Source organism: Streptomyces sp. NBC_00249 (assembly GCF_026342355.1).
GTDB lineage: Bacteria > Actinomycetota > Actinomycetes > Streptomycetales > Streptomycetaceae > Streptomyces.
The window spans coordinates 996,132-1,012,273 of sequence record NZ_JAPEMV010000002.1 but is presented as its reverse complement, the minus strand read 5'-3'; the positions used below and the strand labels follow the sequence as shown (position 1 = coordinate 1,012,273).

At 75.5% G+C, this 16,142-nt stretch carries 11 protein-coding genes; 7 read left to right on the top strand and 4 right to left on the bottom strand.

Features of this window, described 5'->3' with window-relative positions:
- Positions 1-162: 162 nt before the first annotated feature.
- Positions 163-567: a cobalamin B12-binding domain-containing protein gene (locus tag OOK31_RS13460; protein WP_267012692.1), complete on the top strand. Its 405-nt coding sequence runs from the start codon at positions 163-165 to the stop codon at positions 565-567.
- A 167-nt stretch (positions 568-734) separates the two neighbouring features.
- Here OOK31_RS13460 and OOK31_RS13455 read toward each other — a convergent pair whose 3' ends face one another.
- Both OOK31_RS13455 and OOK31_RS13450 read right to left on the bottom strand, forming a co-directional pair.
- Positions 735-2,336 carry a DUF5691 domain-containing protein gene (locus OOK31_RS13455; RefSeq protein WP_267012690.1) on the bottom strand — a complete coding sequence of 534 codons (1,602 nt, stop codon included), beginning with the start codon at positions 2,334-2,336 and terminating at the stop codon, positions 735-737.
- A gap of 353 nt (positions 2,337-2,689) precedes the next feature.
- Positions 2,690-4,036, bottom strand: coding sequence for an SWIM zinc finger family protein (locus tag OOK31_RS13450; RefSeq protein WP_267012689.1), 1,347 nt, complete (start codon positions 4,034-4,036; stop codon positions 2,690-2,692).
- 134 nt (positions 4,037-4,170) lie between these two features.
- Here OOK31_RS13450 and OOK31_RS13445 point away from each other — a divergent pair, with 134 nt between their 5' ends.
- The 5 genes from OOK31_RS13445 (at position 4,171) to sucD (ending at position 11,498) form a co-directional block, all read left to right on the top strand.
- The gene (locus OOK31_RS13445) at positions 4,171-5,277 is read left to right on the top strand and encodes an AAA family ATPase (protein ID WP_267012687.1); all 1,107 of its coding nucleotides are present in this window, start codon (positions 4,171-4,173) and stop codon (positions 5,275-5,277) included.
- Positions 5,274-7,553, top strand: coding sequence for a DUF5682 family protein (locus OOK31_RS13440; RefSeq protein ID WP_267012686.1), 2,280 nt, complete (start codon positions 5,274-5,276; stop codon positions 7,551-7,553). Before OOK31_RS13445 ends, OOK31_RS13440 begins: the two co-directional genes overlap by 4 nt.
- Before the next feature lie 431 nt (positions 7,554-7,984).
- Positions 7,985-9,091, top strand: a complete 1,107-nt coding sequence (locus tag OOK31_RS13435) for a VWA domain-containing protein (RefSeq protein WP_267012878.1) — start codon at positions 7,985-7,987, stop codon at positions 9,089-9,091.
- A 319-nt stretch (positions 9,092-9,410) separates the two neighbouring features.
- Positions 9,411-10,589, top strand: a complete 1,179-nt coding sequence (sucC, locus tag OOK31_RS13430; RefSeq protein ID WP_267012684.1) for an ADP-forming succinate--CoA ligase subunit beta — start codon at positions 9,411-9,413, stop codon at positions 10,587-10,589.
- Between the two features lie 21 nt (positions 10,590-10,610).
- Positions 10,611-11,498, top strand: coding sequence for a succinate--CoA ligase subunit alpha (gene sucD / locus OOK31_RS13425; protein ID WP_267012683.1), 888 nt, complete (start codon positions 10,611-10,613; stop codon positions 11,496-11,498).
- A 90-nt stretch (positions 11,499-11,588) separates the two neighbouring features.
- Here sucD and OOK31_RS13420 read toward each other — a convergent pair whose 3' ends face one another.
- Entirely contained in the window at positions 11,589-13,313 is a 1,725-nt protein-coding gene (locus OOK31_RS13420; protein ID WP_267012682.1) for a helix-turn-helix domain-containing protein, read from the bottom strand.
- Between the two features lie 119 nt (positions 13,314-13,432).
- Here OOK31_RS13420 and OOK31_RS13415 point away from each other — a divergent pair, with 119 nt between their 5' ends.
- A complete protein-coding gene (locus OOK31_RS13415) occupies positions 13,433-15,022 on the top strand; it encodes a DUF6350 family protein (protein WP_267012681.1) in 1,590 nt (529 codons plus the stop codon).
- Between the two features lie 386 nt (positions 15,023-15,408).
- Here OOK31_RS13415 and OOK31_RS13410 read toward each other — a convergent pair whose 3' ends face one another.
- Positions 15,409-16,002: a hypothetical protein gene (locus OOK31_RS13410; RefSeq protein WP_267012680.1), complete on the bottom strand. Its 594-nt coding sequence runs from the start codon at positions 16,000-16,002 to the stop codon at positions 15,409-15,411.
- Positions 16,003-16,142: the final 140 nt, after the last annotated feature.

The window sequence follows — 16,142 nt, the reverse complement described above, 5'->3', positions numbered from 1 at the left end:
CAGCCCCGCCACCGTGCCGTGCGGCTGTCGGCGCGGTGACGGGGCGGCTGGGCGATGGTGAATCAACGGCGTCCCACGTGTGATTTCCCCCTCGTGGTTGACCGTGAAACGGTGCGGTGCGCGATGCTGTACTTAACGTTCGTTCACTCGGGAGGCAGTGCGATGGGTGTGACCGGTCCGATCCGTGTGGTGGTGGCCAAGCCGGGTCTCGACGGCCACGACCGCGGCGCCAAGGTGATCGCCCGTGCGCTGCGGGACGCGGGCATGGAGGTCATCTACACCGGCCTCCACCAGACGCCCGAGCAGATCGTGGACACCGCGATCCAGGAGGACGCGGACGCCATCGGCCTCTCGATCCTCTCGGGGGCGCACAACACGCTGTTCGCGCGCGTCATCGAGCTCCTGGAGGAGCGCGACGCGGCCGACATCAAGGTCTTCGGCGGCGGAATCATCCCGGAGGACGACATCGCCCCCCTGAAGGCCAAGGGCGTCGCCGAGATCTTCACCCCGGGCGCCACGACGACCGCCATCGTCGACTGGGTCAACACCCACGTCCGCCAGCCCTGACCACGCCGGCGAAATCCAGCCCCGCCGGCGTTTGAGGCGCGGGGTCTGGGGCGGAGCCCCAGGTCCTTCCAGCCGCGCCGGCGCCTGAGGCGGGAACGGAGGAAGGGCGGGGCGGGGAGCAGCTCCGCGCAGCGGGGTACTGAGCTCCGCCCGGCCAGGGCAGGGGATCAGACGGCCGGCGCCAGCTCCTCGAGCATGGCCGCGCGGAGCCGAAGCGTGGCCACCAGCCGCTGAAAGGCCTCCGCCCAATACGCGGCGGCCCCCGACGACCCCTCCGGAGGATCGTCGGCGGCGGCCACCGCGGCCTCCAGACGCCCCGCCTCCGCCGGATCCAGGCAGCGTTCCGCCAGCCCCATCACCCCGCTGAAGCTCCACGGGTAACTGCCCGCCTCACGCGCCGCGTCCAGCGCGTCCACCACCGCCCGGCCCAGCGCCCCCGCCCACGGGACCACGCACACGCCGAGCAGCTGGAACGCCTCCGACAGCCCGTGCGCCCGTACGAACTCCGCGACCCACTCGGCCCGTTCCTCCTCGGGCAGGGTCTCCAGCAGCTTGGCCCGCTCCGCCAGCGAGGCCGTTCCCGGGCCCGCCGCGGGCGGCGCGGACGCCGGACCGAGCAGCGCCTTCGACCACCGCGCGTCACGCTGGCGCACCGCCGCCCGGCACCACGCCGCGTGCAGCTCCTCCGCCCAGCCCTCCGCCACCGGCAGCGCCACGATCTCCGCCGGGCCGAGCCCCCCGAACCGCTCCCGCCAGCAGGACAGCGGGGCCGCCTCCACCAGCTGGCCCAGCCACCAGGCCCGCTCGCCGCGCCCGGCCGGCGGCCGTTTGACCACCCCGTCGCGCAGCATTCCGGCGTCGCACTCCGTCGGCGGGTCCACCACCCCCGGGCCGACGCAGGCCAGCGCCCGCTCCGCCATGCGCCCGGCCAGCGCCGAACCGGTCAGCGCGGACAGCAGCTCGGCGGCCGTCGAGCGGACGTTGCGGCTCCGGTCGGCCAGGGCCGCCTCCAGGAAGGGTTCGTCCGACGCGGACAGCCCCGCCCGCAGGGAGTCGAGGAACATCAGCCGGTCCTCGGCCCGCTCGGTGGCCCAGGTCGTGCCCAGCAGCCGGAGCGCCGCCGCCGGGTCGTGGGCCCGTACGGCGCCCAGCAGCGCGACCCGTTCCGCGAACAGCCCCTCCTCCCACAGTCGTTCCACCGCGGCCCCGTCGGCCGGATCGGGCAGTTCCCCCGCGCCGCCCGCCGCGCCCCGCAGTGCGAACCGCCAGTCCGGATTCAGCCGGGCCAGCCACAGCCCGCGCGCCCCGGCCAGGGCCAGTGCCTGCGGGCGCAGGTCGGTCCGGGCCCGGGCGGCGTCCAGCAGCGCCGGGACCAGCGCGGACGGCGCCCGGTAGCCGTACCGCCCGGCCGTCGCCAGCCATTGCGGGAGCAGCTCCGTCAGATCCGGGGCCCCTCCCCGGCGGCCGCCGCCGCTGCCGGCCGCGGTCCGGCCGGCCAGCAGCTGCGCGAGCCGCCGCCGGGCGGCCTCCGGCGGCGCCGGGCGCGGATCGCGCGGCGCCGGCTGCGGCCGCCGCGCTGCCTCGGCGGGCCGCAGCCCGGCGCGGCGGCGCACGGTCCGCACGGCCGCCGCGTCGAGCAGTGCCTCCGGGGAGCCGCCCCGGCGTGCGGTGCCCAGCAGGGCGGTGGCGACCAGCTCCTCCCAGTCCCCGGGCGCCGCCTGCCCGTCCGTCTTCTCCCGCGTGTTCCGTATGCCCTCGTCGGCGTCCATCACCGGTCCCCTCCCTCGTCCTCGTCGTGCTCGGTGCCGTGCCCCGGTCCCGCCCCCTGTGCGGGACCGGGGCATGCGTCAGCTGGCGTGGTTGTCGTCCACGGATGCCCCCCGGCTCACTCGTCCCCCACGACGGCGCCCCCGCGCCGTCGCTCCAAGCGATCGATGACCTGCCGACGGCAGGCGTACGCGGACGGGTCCGGCCCGTACCGCACCGGCTCACCGGCTTCGTCCACCCCCGTCGTCCCGCTACGCGCCCCCGCGCGTCCCCCCGTTCCCCCCTTTGGTCCCCCCTGGTCTCCCCTGGTTCCTCTCGTTCCTCTCGTTCCTCTCCCCTCTCTCCCCCGTCCCCCTTACCCCAGCGGGACGGCCTCCGCCGTGCGCGGATGCCAGGCCGTCAGGGGGGTGAAGCCGCGGTGGCCGCACTCCCCGAAGACCGTGACGGGGCCGCCGCCCGAGAGGGCGGCCAGCTGCCACAGTCCGGCCCGCGAACCGCCCCCGGCGAGCGCCACCGGCAGCGCGGACGCCCCCTCCGCGTCCGCGAGTTGCCAGGGACCCTCGCCCGCTTCCCCCGGTATCGGGATCACCGGGCCCAGCACCACCGGCCAGGACTCCAGCCACGGGTCCTGCCGCAGCGCGGTCCCGTAGGCCTCCAGGGCCGCGGCCGTACCCACCCCGGACGGGATCCGGGTGGCCGGCGCCGCGGCCGCGGAGCGTTCCCCGAGGTCCGCCCGCAGTCCCGCAGATCCGGGCCGGAAGCGAGCTTCCGCCTCCAGCACCAGCCCGACGGGCAGCGCCAGCTCCGGCGGCCGCCCGGGCGGGCCGAAGTCCAGCACCAGGGCCGGGCGTCCGCTCCCCAGCCCCCACAGCCATGTCCGGCGGGTGGTCAGGCGGCCGTCCGGGGACACCGAGTCGTACTGGGCCAGTACGAGCCAGCGGTCCCGGACGGATTCGCCCCCCGCCGGGGACGGCAGCCCGACCCGGCTCCGGACGGTCGCGGCCAGCGGCTCCGGCAGCCCGGACACCCCCAGCCAGGCCCTGTCCAGCAGGTGCAGCAGCGCGAACTCCTCAAGCATCCGGGCGGGCCAGCCGGGCCCGCAACCGGGTATTGCCCCCAACTCCCTTACCCGGGACGCCAGTCCGGGTGCCTGGGCGTCGACCATCCGGGCCGCGGTCTCCTCCCACCCCGCGTACCCCGCCTGCTCCTGCCCCGCGAGTCCGCCGCGGATCAGGTCCACGAGCCGCTGCTCCAGCTCGGTGACCCCCGCGCCGATCCGCTCCGCACGCCGCTCGGCCCGGCGCCGGGCCGCCTGCTCGTCGACCGGGCCGGCCGGCCGCGCGGTGGCCCGTACGGCCTTCGCCGCCCGCTCGGACAGCCATTCCCCCGCCCAGTCCGGCGCCTCGGCCGGATCGCCCACCCCCTCCGCCGCCCAGAGCAGCAGCAGCCCCAGCGCGTGCTTGCACGGGAACTTCCGGCTCGGGCAGGAGCACTTGTACGCGGGCCCCGTCAGGTCCACGACCGTCCGGTACGGCGTGCTGCCGCTGCCCTTGCACAACCCCCACACCGCACCGGAAGCGGAACCTCCGGTCTGTGACCACGGACCCGCCGCGCCCAGCCTGCCCCCCGCCTTGCGTGACGCCTCGTCAGGAGCCAGAGCCAGTACCTGTTCCGCCGTCCAGCGGACCTGCTGCTCAGTCATGTGAACCACCGTAGAGACCCCCACTGACAATCGCTCTGACCTGCAACAACGGAGCCAGCAAGGGGCGTTGTCAGTGGCATGGTGCACCGTGGACACAGCAGTCGGGAACGGCTGCCGAGCATTGGAGGGGGACCATGACCATGCCCGCGAACGACACCGGCGCCCAGGCGCTGCGACCGCACGCCGAAGACGCCTTCGCGCACGAACTGAAAGCCCTGGCCGCCGCCGACGACCGGACCCGGCCGGCCCGCTGGAAGCTCTCCCCGTGGGCCGTCGCCACCTATCTGCTCGGCGGCACCCTCGCCGACGGAACCGTGATCACACCCAAATACGTCGGCCCGCGCCGCATCGTCGAGGTCGCCGTCACCACGCTCGCCACCGACCGCGCCCTGCTCCTCCTCGGCGTCCCCGGCACCGCCAAGACCTGGGTGTCCGAACACCTCGCCGCCGCCGTCAGCGGGGACTCCACCCTCCTCGTCCAGGGCACCGCCGGCACCCCCGAGGAAGCCATCCGCTACGGATGGAACTACGCCCGCCTCCTCGCCCACGGCCCCAGCCGTGAGGCCCTCGTCCCCAGCCCCGTCATGCGCGCCATGGCCGAGGGCATGACCGCCCGCGTCGAGGAACTCACCCGCATCCCCGCCGACGTCCAGGACACCCTCATCACCGTCCTGTCCGAGAAGACCCTGCCCATACCGGAACTGGGCCAGGAGGTGCAGGCCGTACGCGGCTTCAACCTCATCGCCACCGCCAACGACCGCGACCGCGGGGTCAACGAGCTCTCCAGCGCCCTGCGCCGCCGCTTCAACACCGTGGTGCTGCCGCTGCCCGCCACCGCCGACGCCGAAGTCGACATCGTCGCCCGCCGCGTCGACCAGATGGGCCGCGCCCTGGACCTGCCGGCCGCGCCCGAGGGGCTGGAGGAGATCCGCCGCGTCGTCACCGTCTTCCGCGAGCTGCGCGACGGCGTCACCGACGACGGCCGGACGAAGGTGAAATCGCCCAGCGGCACCCTCTCCACCGCCGAGGCCATCTCCGTGGTCACCGGCGGGCTGGCGCTCGCCGCGCACTTCGGGGACGGCGTCCTGCGCCCGTCCGACGTGGCCGCCGGGATCCTCGGCGCTGTCGTCCGTGACCCGGCCGCCGACCGGGTGGTCTGGCAGGAGTACCTGGAGGCCGTGGTCCGCGAGCGGGACGGCTGGAAGGACTTCTACCGCGCCTGCCGGGAGGTGACGGCATGAGCCCGGCCGCCACCGGCCCCCTGCTGCTGGGCGTGCGCCACCACGGGCCCGGCTCCGCGCGGGCGGTCCGGGCCGCGCTGGACGCGGCCCGGCCGCGGGCCGTGCTCATCGAGGGGCCGCCCGAGGGGGACGCGCTGCTGCCGCTGGCCGCCGAACCGGGCATGCGCCCGCCCGTCGCCCTCCTCGCCCACGCGGCGGACGACCCGGGCCGGGCCGCCTTCTGGCCGCTGGCCTCCTTCTCCCCGGAGTGGGTGGCCATCCGCTGGGCGCAGGCCCGCGACGTCCCGGTCCGCTTCATCGACCTCCCGGCCGCACACACCCTGGCCGCGCGCGGCGCGGAGGAGGGCGCGGAAGGAGGGGAGGCGGAGGGGGACTCCGTACGGGTCGATCCGCTCGGGGTGCTGGCCCAGGCCGCCGGGTACGACGATCCGGAGCGCTGGTGGGAGGACGTGGTCGAGCACCGCGGCACCGGCGCCGTCCCGGACCCGCTCGCCGCCTTCGAGGCCCTCGCGGAGGCCATGGGCGCCCTGCGCGAGACCTACGGGGACGGCGGCCGGCCCCGGGACCTGGTCCGCGAGGCGCACATGCGGCAGAAGATGCGCGCCGCCCGCCGGGAGTTCGGCGAGGACTTCGCGGTGGTGTGCGGCGCCTGGCACGTCCCCGCCCTGCGCGCCAAGGCCACGGTCGCGGCGGACCGGGCGCTCCTCGCGGGGCTGCCGCGGACCAAGGTGGAGACCACCTGGGTGCCGTGGACCCACCGCAGGCTCGCCCGGGCCGGCGGCTACGGCGCCGGCATCACCTCACCCGGCTGGTACGCACACCTCTTCGCGGCCCGGGACCGGCCGGTCGAGCGGTGGCTGACGAAGGTCGCCGGGCTGCTGCGGGAGGAGGACCGGCAGGTCTCCCCGGCGCACGTCATCGAGGCCGTCCGGCTCGCCGAGACCCTCGCGGCGGTGCGCGGGCGCCCGCTGCCGGGGCTCACCGAAACTCTGGAGGCGGTCCGCGCCGTGATGTGCGACGGCTCCGACGTGCCGCTCGCGCTGGTCGAGGACCGGCTCGTCGTCGGGGACGTGCTGGGCGAGGTGCCGGACGGCGCGCCCGTCGTCCCGCTCCAGCGGGACCTCGCCCGCTGTCAGCGCTCGCTGCGGCTCAAGGCCGAGGCGCAGCGGCGCGAGCTGGAACTCGACCTGCGCAAGGACACCGACTCCGCCAAGTCCCTGCTGCTGCACCGGCTGAGACTGCTCGGGATCGACTGGGGCGTCCCCACCGCCTCCCGGAGCGGTACCGGCACCTTCCGGGAGACCTGGCGGCTGTGCTGGGAGCCGGAGCTGTCGGTGCGGGTCGCCGAGGCGGGCATCTGGGGCACCACCGTCCTGGGGGCCGCCACCGCCAAGGCGGAGGCGGACGCCGCCGGGGCCGTGGAGCTGGGCGAGGTCACGGCGCTGGCCGAGCGGTGCCTGCTGGCCGGGCTGTCGCAGGCCCTGCCCGCCGTGCTGCGGGCCCTCGCCGACCGGGCGGCGCTGGACACCGATGTGGCGGGGCTCGCCAAGGCGCTGCCCGCGCTGGCCCGTTCGCTGCGGTACGGCGACGTACGCGGTACGGACGCGGCGGCGCTCGGCGCGGTCGCGGCCGGGCTCGCCGAGCGGATCTGCGTCGCCCTGCCGCCCGCCTGCGCGGCCGGGCTGGACGCGGACGGGGCGGCGGACCTGCGGCGCCACGTGGACGCGGTGCACGGGGCGATCGGGCTGCTCGCGGACGCGGAGGAGGCCGGGGGGCTGCGGGAGCGCTGGTCGGCGGTGCTGGCGACGCTCGCCGGGCGGGACAGCGTGCCCGGGCCGATACGCGGCCGGGCCGCCCGGCTGCTGCTGGACGAGGGCCGGATCCCGGCCGGGGAGACGGCCAGGCTGATGGGGCTGGCCCTCTCCCGGGCCTCGGCCCCGGCGGACGCGGCGGGCTGGATCGAAGGCTTCGCGGGCGGCGGCGCGGGCGGCGGCACCCTGCTGGTCCACGACGAGCGGCTGCTGGGCCTGATCGACGCGTGGCTGGTGGCGGTGCCGGAGGAGGCGTTCATCGACGTACTGCCGTTGCTGCGGCGCACGTTCGGGGCGTACGAGCCGGGCGTGAGACGGACCCTGGGTGAACTGGTCCGGCGCGGCCCGGGCCGCACGTCCCCGGCCGGCTCCGGCGAAGCCCCCGAAGGCTTCGCCCCGGACCTGGACCCGGCCCGCGCGGCGGCGGCCGAGGAGGTGGCCCACCTCCTCCTCACGGCCGCCTAGGCCCTGGCCGGGCGGGAGAGGGGAGTCGGGCGGGCCCGCGAGCTGGGCCGGGCGGCCGGGAAAGGGGCAGGAGGCACGCCGGGGTGGGAAGGGGCTGCGGGGCGGAGCCGCTGGAGGGGGGGCGTGAGCTGGGCCGGGTGGTGGGGGAGGGGACGAGGTCCGTCAGGGGCGGAAGGGATGCGGGGTAGGGCCGGCGGGTGGCCCGTACGACGAGCAGGACGAGCTGAGGGGGGACAGGGCGGATGAGCGGTACGGACAAGCTGGTGGAGGCGGCGGACACGGTGGCCGTGGGCACGGGCGGCGGGGAGCTGGACGACGCGGGCGCCCCGGGCGGCGGTGGGGTGGTCGGCGCGCCGGGAGCCCGGTCCGCCGGCGACGCTGCCGCCCGGCACGGGGAGGCCGGCGGGGGCGAGAGGTTGCGGCGGTGGCGGATGGTGCTCGGTGGGGGTGAGGCCGACGGGACGGGGTACGCGCCGGCCGGGCGGGACGCGGCGATGGACGGGGCGCTGGAGTCCCTCTACGGCGGGGGCGGCGGCTCCCGGCGTACGGCGGGGGAGCGGTCCGCCGGGCTCGGCGGGTCCGCGCCGCACGTGGCGCGCTGGCTCGGGGACATCCGTACGTACTTCCCCGGCCCGGTCGTCCAGGTCATGCAGCGGGACGCCATCGAGCGCCTCGGCCTGGCCGCGCTGCTGCTGGAGCCGGAGATGCTGGAGGCCGTCGAGCCCGACGTCCATCTGGTCGGCACGCTGCTGTCGCTGAACAAGGCGATGCCGGACACCACCAAGGAGACGGCCCGCGCCGTGGTCCGCAAGGTGGTCGAGCAGCTGGAGAAGCGCCTCGCGGCCCGCACCAGGGCCACCCTGACGGGCGCGCTGGACCGTTCGGCGCGGATCAGCCGCCCCCGCCACCACGACATCGACTGGGACCGGACCATCCGGGCGAACCTGAAGAACTACCTGCCCGAGTACCGCACGGTCGTGCCGGAGCGGCTCGTCGGCTACGGCCGGGCCGCCCGGGCGGTGAAGAAGGAGGTGGTGCTCTGCATCGACCAGTCGGGTTCGATGGCGGCCTCCGTCGTCTACGCCTCCGTCTTCGGGGCGGTCCTCGCCTCCATGCGGTCGATCGCCACCCGTCTGGTCGTCTTCGACACGGCCGTGGTGGACCTGACCGACCAGCTCGACGACCCCGTCGACGTCCTCTTCGGCACCCAGCTCGGCGGCGGCACCGACATCAACCGCGCCCTCGCCTACTGCCAGTCCAAGATCACCCGCCCGGCCGACACGGTCGTCGTCCTGATCAGCGACCTCTACGAGGGCGGCATACGCGACGAGATGCTGAAGCGGGTGGCCGCGATGAAGGCGGCGGGGGTGGAGTTCGTGACCCTGCTGGCGCTGTCCGACGAGGGCGCCCCCGCCTACGACCGCGAGCACGCGGCGGCGCTCGCCGCGCTCGGGGCGCCCGCCTTCGCCTGCACCCCCGACCTCTTCCCGGAGGTGATGGCGGCGGCCCTGGAGAAGCGGCCCCTGCCGGTGCCGTGACCGCCCCGCCCACCCGGCGCCCATCCCCCGGCCACCCCCGGGGCATCGCGTCGGCGGGGCCGGGAGGAATCGGCAGATCACACGAAGACGCAGCTCAACGGTGAGGTGATCTGTGACAGGTATCACCGCTCAGGTGTGATCCCTGATTTAGGGACCTACGTCCCACAGGGATAACCTGCGAGACGGACATGCCGCGTCCACGGTCACCGTGTGCGCCTCCCCTGTGACAGCGCCGTCACGATGCCCTCGCGGCACGCCCACGCAGATAGCAGACAACCGCGAATCACTGCGAATCTTTGAAGACAAGGGACGGACGCGCGTGGACCTGTTCGAGTACCAGGCGAGGGACCTCTTCGCCAAGCACGGTGTACCGGTGCTGGCCGGTGAAGTCATCGACACGCCTGAGGCGGCTCGCGAGGCCACCGAGAAGCTGGGCGGCAAGTCGGTCGTCAAGGCCCAGGTGAAGGTCGGCGGCCGCGGCAAGGCCGGCGGCGTCAAGCTGGCGCAGACCCCGGACGAGGCCGTCGCCCGTGCGACGGACATCCTCGGCATGGACATCAAGGGCCACACGGTCCACAAGGTGATGATCGCCGAGACGGCTCCCGAGATCCTCGAGGAGTACTACGTCTCGTACCTGCTGGACCGCACCAACCGCACCTTCCTGGCCATGGCCTCGGTCGCGGGTGGCATGGACATCGAGCAGGTCGCCGAGGAGACCCCGGAGAAGCTCGCCAAGGTCCCGGTGAACGCCAACGAGGGCGTGACCATCGAGAAGGCCCGCGAGATCGTCGCCCTGGCGAAGTTCCCGGCCGAGGTCGCCGAGAAGGTCGCCGAGGTCCTCGTGACCCTGTGGGCCACCTTCATCGCCGAGGACGCGCTCCTCGTCGAGGTGAACCCGCTCGCGAAGGTCGCCAACGGCGACGTCATCGCGCTCGACGGCAAGGTCTCCCTCGACGAGAACGCCGAGTTCCGCCAGCCGGGCCACGAGGAGTTCGTGGACCACGCGGCCGCGAACCCGCTGGAGGCCGCCGCCAAGGCGAAGAACCTCAACTACGTCAAGCTCGACGGTGAGGTCGGCATCATCGGCAACGGCGCGGGTCTCGTCATGAGCACCCTCGACGTCGTCGCCTACGCCGGCGAGAACCACGGCGGCGTCAAGCCCGCCAACTTCCTGGACATCGGCGGTGGCGCCTCCGCCGCCGTCATGGCCAACGGTCTCGAGATCATCCTCGGCGACCCGGACGTCAAGTCCGTCTTCGTCAACGTCTTCGGTGGCATCACCGCCTGTGACGAGGTCGCCAACGGCATCGTCCAGGCGCTCCAGCTGCTGAAGGACAAGGGCGAAGAGGTCACCAAGCCCCTCGTCGTCCGTCTCGACGGCAACAACGCCGAGCTGGGTCGCAAGATCCTCTCGGACGCCAACCACCCGCTGGTGCAGCGCGTGGACACCATGGACGGCGCGGCCGACAAGGCCGCCGAGCTCGCGGCTGCGAAGTAAGGGCAGAGGTCACAGACTCACATGGCTATCTTCCTCAACAAGGACAGCAAGGTCATCGTCCAGGGCATGACCGGTGCCACGGGCATGAAGCACACCAAGCTGATGCTGGCTGACGGCACCAACATCGTCGGCGGCGTGAACCCGCGCAAGGCCGGCACCACCGTCGACTTCGACGGCACCGAGGTCCCGGTCTTCGGTTCCGTCGCCGAGGCGATGGAGAAGACGGGCGCCAACGTCTCCGTCCTCTTCGTCCCGCCGGCGTTCGCCAAGGCGGCCGTCGTCGAGGCCATCGACGCCGAGATCCCGCTGGCCGTCGTCATCACCGAGGGCATCGCGGTGCACGACTCCGCCGCCTTCTGGGCGTACGCGACCGCCAAGGGCAACAAGACCCGGATCATCGGCCCGAACTGCCCGGGTCTGATCACCCCCGGCCAGTCCAACGCCGGCATCATCCCGGGCGACATCACCAAGCCCGGCAAGATCGGTCTCGTGTCCAAGTCGGGCACGCTGACCTACCAGATGATGTACGAGCTGCGCGACATCGGCTTCACCTCCGCCGTCGGCATCGGTGGCGACCCGGTCATCGGCACCACGCACATCGACGCCCTGGAGGCCTTCGAGGCCGACCCGGACACCGAGCTGATCGTCATGATCGGCGAGATCGGCGGCGACGCCGAGGAGCGTGCGGCGGACTTCATCGCGAAGAACGTCACCAAGCCGGTCGTCGGCTACGTCGCGGGCTTCACCGCCCCCGAGGGCAAGACCATGGGCCACGCCGGCGCCATCGTCTCCGGCTCTTCTGGCACCGCACAGGCCAAGAAGGAGGCCCTCGAGGCCGCCGGCGTCAAGGTCGGCAAGACGCCGACCGAGACCGCGAAGCTGGCGCGCGAGATCCTCGCCGCCCAGTAGTCGCACTCCGTACGCGAGTACGGGGACACGCGCGCGAGCGCACACGGGCGTGGCCCGCACCCCTCGGGAGGTGCGGGCCACGCCCTTTTCTCACTCCACCTCGGGGGAGAGCCTGGCGGGACCGGCGGCCGGATCGGCGCGCAGCTTGTCCTGGAGCTCCCGGCTCTGGTCGGTCAGCCGCTGGGGGCCGCTGTGCGGCGGCACCCCGGAGACGCTGGCGCCGGGCGCGCGCGGGGGTTCGTACCGGTCCGGGGCGGTGAAGGCGGTGTAGCCCGTCGCCACCGCGATCACCGCCGTCAGCCCGACCGCGGCGCGCGTCCACCGCCGGGCCCGCTGTTCGGTGCCGGTACGGATGGCTTGCGCCGGGCGCGGCTCCAGGCGTACGGAGGGCCGGAGGGCGCCGAGCCGCTCCCGCAGCAGCGCGGACCGCTGCCCGGGAGCCACGCCGGCCAGTTCGGGGACCCGGTCGGCGAGTTCGGCGTGCGCGCCCAGCAGGCGGTTGCCCGCGGTGGGGGTGCTCGCCTCCGTCTCCGCGGCGGTGTCGGGCAGGTCGAGGCCGACGCCGTCGTAGAGCAGCACGGTGCGGCGGTGGACGGGCGGCAGCGCCAGCATCGCGTCGAGCATGATCCGGTCGGCGGGCTCGGCCGGGGGCTTGTCGGGGTGCTTGTGGGCCCGCCGGAGCAGGTGCCAGGGGGAGAGGGCGTACTCGTAGGCGACCGCGCGCACCCATCCGACCGGGTCGGGGTCGGTGGCGACGCTGGGCCACTGCTCCCACGCCCGCTGGAAGGCCCGCTCCACGGCCTCCTGGGAGAGGACGCGGCGGCCGGTGAGGAGGTAGGCCTGGCGGACGAGGGCGGGGGCGGCGTAGGCGTAGAGGGCGTCGAAGGCCTCGGTGGGGCGGAGGACCGCGGGCGCGGCGGGGGCTTCGGCGGGGCCTTCGGGGGAGGGGGTTTCGGCGGCGGGGTCGGCGGAGTTCCTCGCGGGGGCTTCGGCGGGGGCTTCGGCGGGGGCTTCGGCGGGGGCTGCGGCGGGGGCCCGGGCGGGCTGTTCGGCGGTGGGGGCGGGTCCGGTCGGGGCCTGGGCGGGCTGTTCGGGGGTGACCTCCGGGTGTGGGGCGGCCCGGTCCGGCCGGGGTGTCGGCTCGGGGCCGATCGGGGCCTGGGTGGTGGGCGCGGGCCCGAACGGCTCGGGGGCGGCCGGCCGGTCCGGTCCGGGGGGCTGCTCCGGGCCGGGCGGGGCCGGGGAGGCAGGGGCGGACGGGCCGTTGCCCGTACCGGTCCTGACGGTGGCTCTGCTCTCGTGGCGGACCATGCTCACGGGTGGTTTGGCGGCGCGTTCGGCCGCCGGCGCGGGCCGGGTGTGCGCCCCGCCGGGCCGCGCGGACCCGCCGGGGGCGGCGGCGCGTGGGCCGGCCGGGGGGTGGGAGGTGGCCTCGGCGCCCGGGTCGGGGTGGCCGGTGGTGCGGCTCGGACGGTCGGTCAGTTCGGCCTGGTCCGGGCGGGAGTGGGCCGTCCGGTGGGGGCGGTCCGGGTGGGCCGGGTGGTCCGCCTGGGCCGGGCGGTGCGGCGGGGTCGGGGAGGGCAGGGGGCCGGGGTCCTCGATGCGGGCCAGGAGATTCGCGTACGCCTCGCGCTTGCGCCCGCGGGGTTCGGTGCGGCCCGTCTCCCAGGAGCGGACGGTGGTCGGGGTGACCCCCACCTCCGACGCCAGTTCCTCGGGCGTCAGTCCGCCGGCTTCGCGCAGGCGGCGGCGCTCCTTGGGGGAGGGGAGGCCCAGTTCTTCCGAGCCGGAGGCCGTCTCGACGTCTTGTGTCATGCCACGCTCCCCGTGACCCGGCAGCCCTGGGCGAAAAAGTACATAAACGTATATTGGGCGACACCACGGGCATTCGCCTGTTACCCGCCCATAGCGCGTGTCGTTGGCACCATGGCGGGGTGACCCAAGTGACCGAACGCGGGACCCCGTTGCCGACGGCCCCGCGGGCCGGCGCGCGACGCCGTTCACCGGCAGCCGCCGCCTGTGTGCTGGGCGGCGCCCTGGCCGCCGGACTGGGGCTCGGCTTCCTCGCCGTGCTCGTGACCGTGCTGTGGATCAGCTCCCCCTACCCGGACAGCGGTCCCGGTGGCGCGCTGCACCTCGCCGCCGGGCTGTGGCTGATGGCCCACGGCACCGAACTCATCCGCTACGAGACCCTCTCCGGGGTGCCGGCGCCCGTCGGCCTGATCCCGTTGCTGCTGGTCGCGCTGCCCGTGCTGCTGGTGCGCAGGGCGGCCCGGCTGGGCAGCGCGTCCGGGGGCGGGGAGGAGGGGGACGAGGTGCTGTCGGCCGGTGTCATCCTCTCCGCCGTGACCTGCGGATACCTTTCTGTGGCGGCGCTGGCCACGGTGTACGCGGCGGGCGGCCCGATGCCGGCCGATCCGCTGAGCGCCGCCTGGCACGTCCCGCTGGTGGCGCTGCCGGCCGCCGCGGGCGGGGTGTGGGAAGCCAAGGGGTGCCCGCTGGGGCCGCTGCCGGACTGGGTTCCAGGGGGCGTACGGAAGGCCGTCGCGCGCCCCCGTTACGCGCTGGCGCTGCGCTCCGGCGCGGCCGGGGTCCTCGTCCTGCTGGGCGGCGGAGGACTGCTCGTCGGGGCCTCGCTGGCGTGGCACGCCGGGGAGGTCCAGTCGTCGTTCCTGACGCTGACCGGGGTGTGGTCCGGACGGTTCGCGGTCCTGCTGCTGGCGCTGGCGCTGATCCCGAACGCGATGGTGTGGGGCGCGGCCTACGGGCTCGGGCCCGGCTTCGCGCTGGGCTCGGGGGCGGTGGCGACCCCGCTCGGCTTCGGCGGACAGGCCGCGCTGCCCGGGTTCCCGCTGCTGGCGGCGTTGCCGCCGGAAGGGGCGGGGACGCCGGTGACGTGGGCGGCGGCCGGAGTGCCGGTGGCCGCCGGGCTGGTCGTGGGGTGGTTCGCGGTGCGGCGGGCGCGGGAGGTCACCCTCGGCGAGACGGCGCTGACGGCCGCGCTGGGCTCGGTGGTGTGCGGGCTGGCCGTGGCCGGGCTGGCGGCGGCCTCCGCCGGGCCGCTGGGGTCGCGGGCGCTGGCGAGCTTCGGGCCGGTGTGGTGGGCCGTCGGGGCCGCGGCGGCCGGGTGGACGCTGGCGCTGGCCGTGCCGGTGGCGGTGGGGGTGCACGCGTTTCGGACGCGGCCGGTGCGGGGGGTCGAGCCGGACGGGTGGCACGACCCGGGGGTGCGGGAGCTTCGGTGGGAGGCGCTTCGGCTGGCCGCCGATCCGCTGGTCGCTCCGGCCCCGGCCCCGGCTCCGGCTCCGGCTCCGGCCCCGGCTCCGGCTCCGGCCCCGGCTCCGGCCCCGGCCCCGGCCCCGGTTCCGGTCTCGGCTCCGGCCCCGGCCCCGGTCTCGGCCCCGGTTCCGGCGGCCGTGCCCGAGCCCGTGCCCGAGCCTGCGGCTGCCGTGGATCCTGCCGGGCCGTTGCTGCCGCCGGTGGTGGGGGCGCGGGTGCTGGCCCGGCGGCGGTCCTCGCCGTGATCGTGTGCGGCGCCGCTGCCGGGGCGCTGCCCCGGACCCCGCGCCTCAATCGCCGGCGGGGCTGAAAGACCCTGGGGCTCCGCCCCGGACCCCGCGCCTCAATCGCCGGCGGGGCTGAAAGACCCTGGGGCTCCGCCCCGGACCCCGCGCCTCAATCGCCGGCGGGGCTGAAAGACCCTGGGGCTCCGCCCCGGACCCCCGCGCCTCAAACGCCGGCGGGGCTGGGTTTGGGCGGGCGTAGCCGTTCGGGTGCGGCGCCGTTGCCGGGGGCCAGCCCCCGGACCCCCGCGCCTCAAACGCCGGCGGGGCTGGATGGGGCCGACGGGGCTGGATGGAGGCGGCGGGGCTGGATGGGGCCGACGGGGCTGGGTTTTGGCTTGAGTGGGTTAGCGCTGGACCTTGAGGATCTTGCCCAGGAAGTTGTCCGGGAGGAGGTCGTTGCACTGGAGTTCCGCCGTGCGGGTCAGGGCGTCCTCGCGGCAGACGTAGAAGTCCTTGTACGTCAGCTGTACCGCGTACGAGGTGCCCGCCAGGAGGAGGGCCAGTGAGGCCGTGACCAGGCCGCTGATCGCCGCCGCGCGCTGCGGGCGGGCCGCCGGGCCGAGGGCGGCCAGGCCGCCGGGGCCGGGCGGGGTGCCCGTGGCCGGGTCGGCCTCGGTGGCCGGGCGGCCACGGAGGGCGCTGATGCCCCAGTACATCGCGAGCGCGCCCAGCAGCAGCCCCACCGAGGGGATGCCGAAGATCCCGAAGAAGAAGCCCCACATGCCCGCCAGCAGCGCGTACCGCGCCCGCCGCTGGAGCGGGTCCATCGGGTCCCACCGGGCCGGCCCCTCGGGGCCGCCGGGCTCCGACGGGCCGGGGCCGCCGCCCTGGGGCTGCTGCGGCTGCCGGGGCTGCCACGGCTGGTCGGGCCGGTCCTCCGGCGGCGCCGCGAAGGGGTTGTCGTCGGTCGAGGGGTCGGGCTGACGGCGGTCCGGCATCGGGTGCGTTACTTCCCCTGCTCTCGTGGGCACGGCGCGCGCCGGTCGTGCGGCGGCGCGTACCGCGTCGTGTGCGGCTTGTACGCCAGACGCTACCGCCCGGCCGTCCCCCCGTCCCTCGGGGGCGGTCCGGTGTGCCG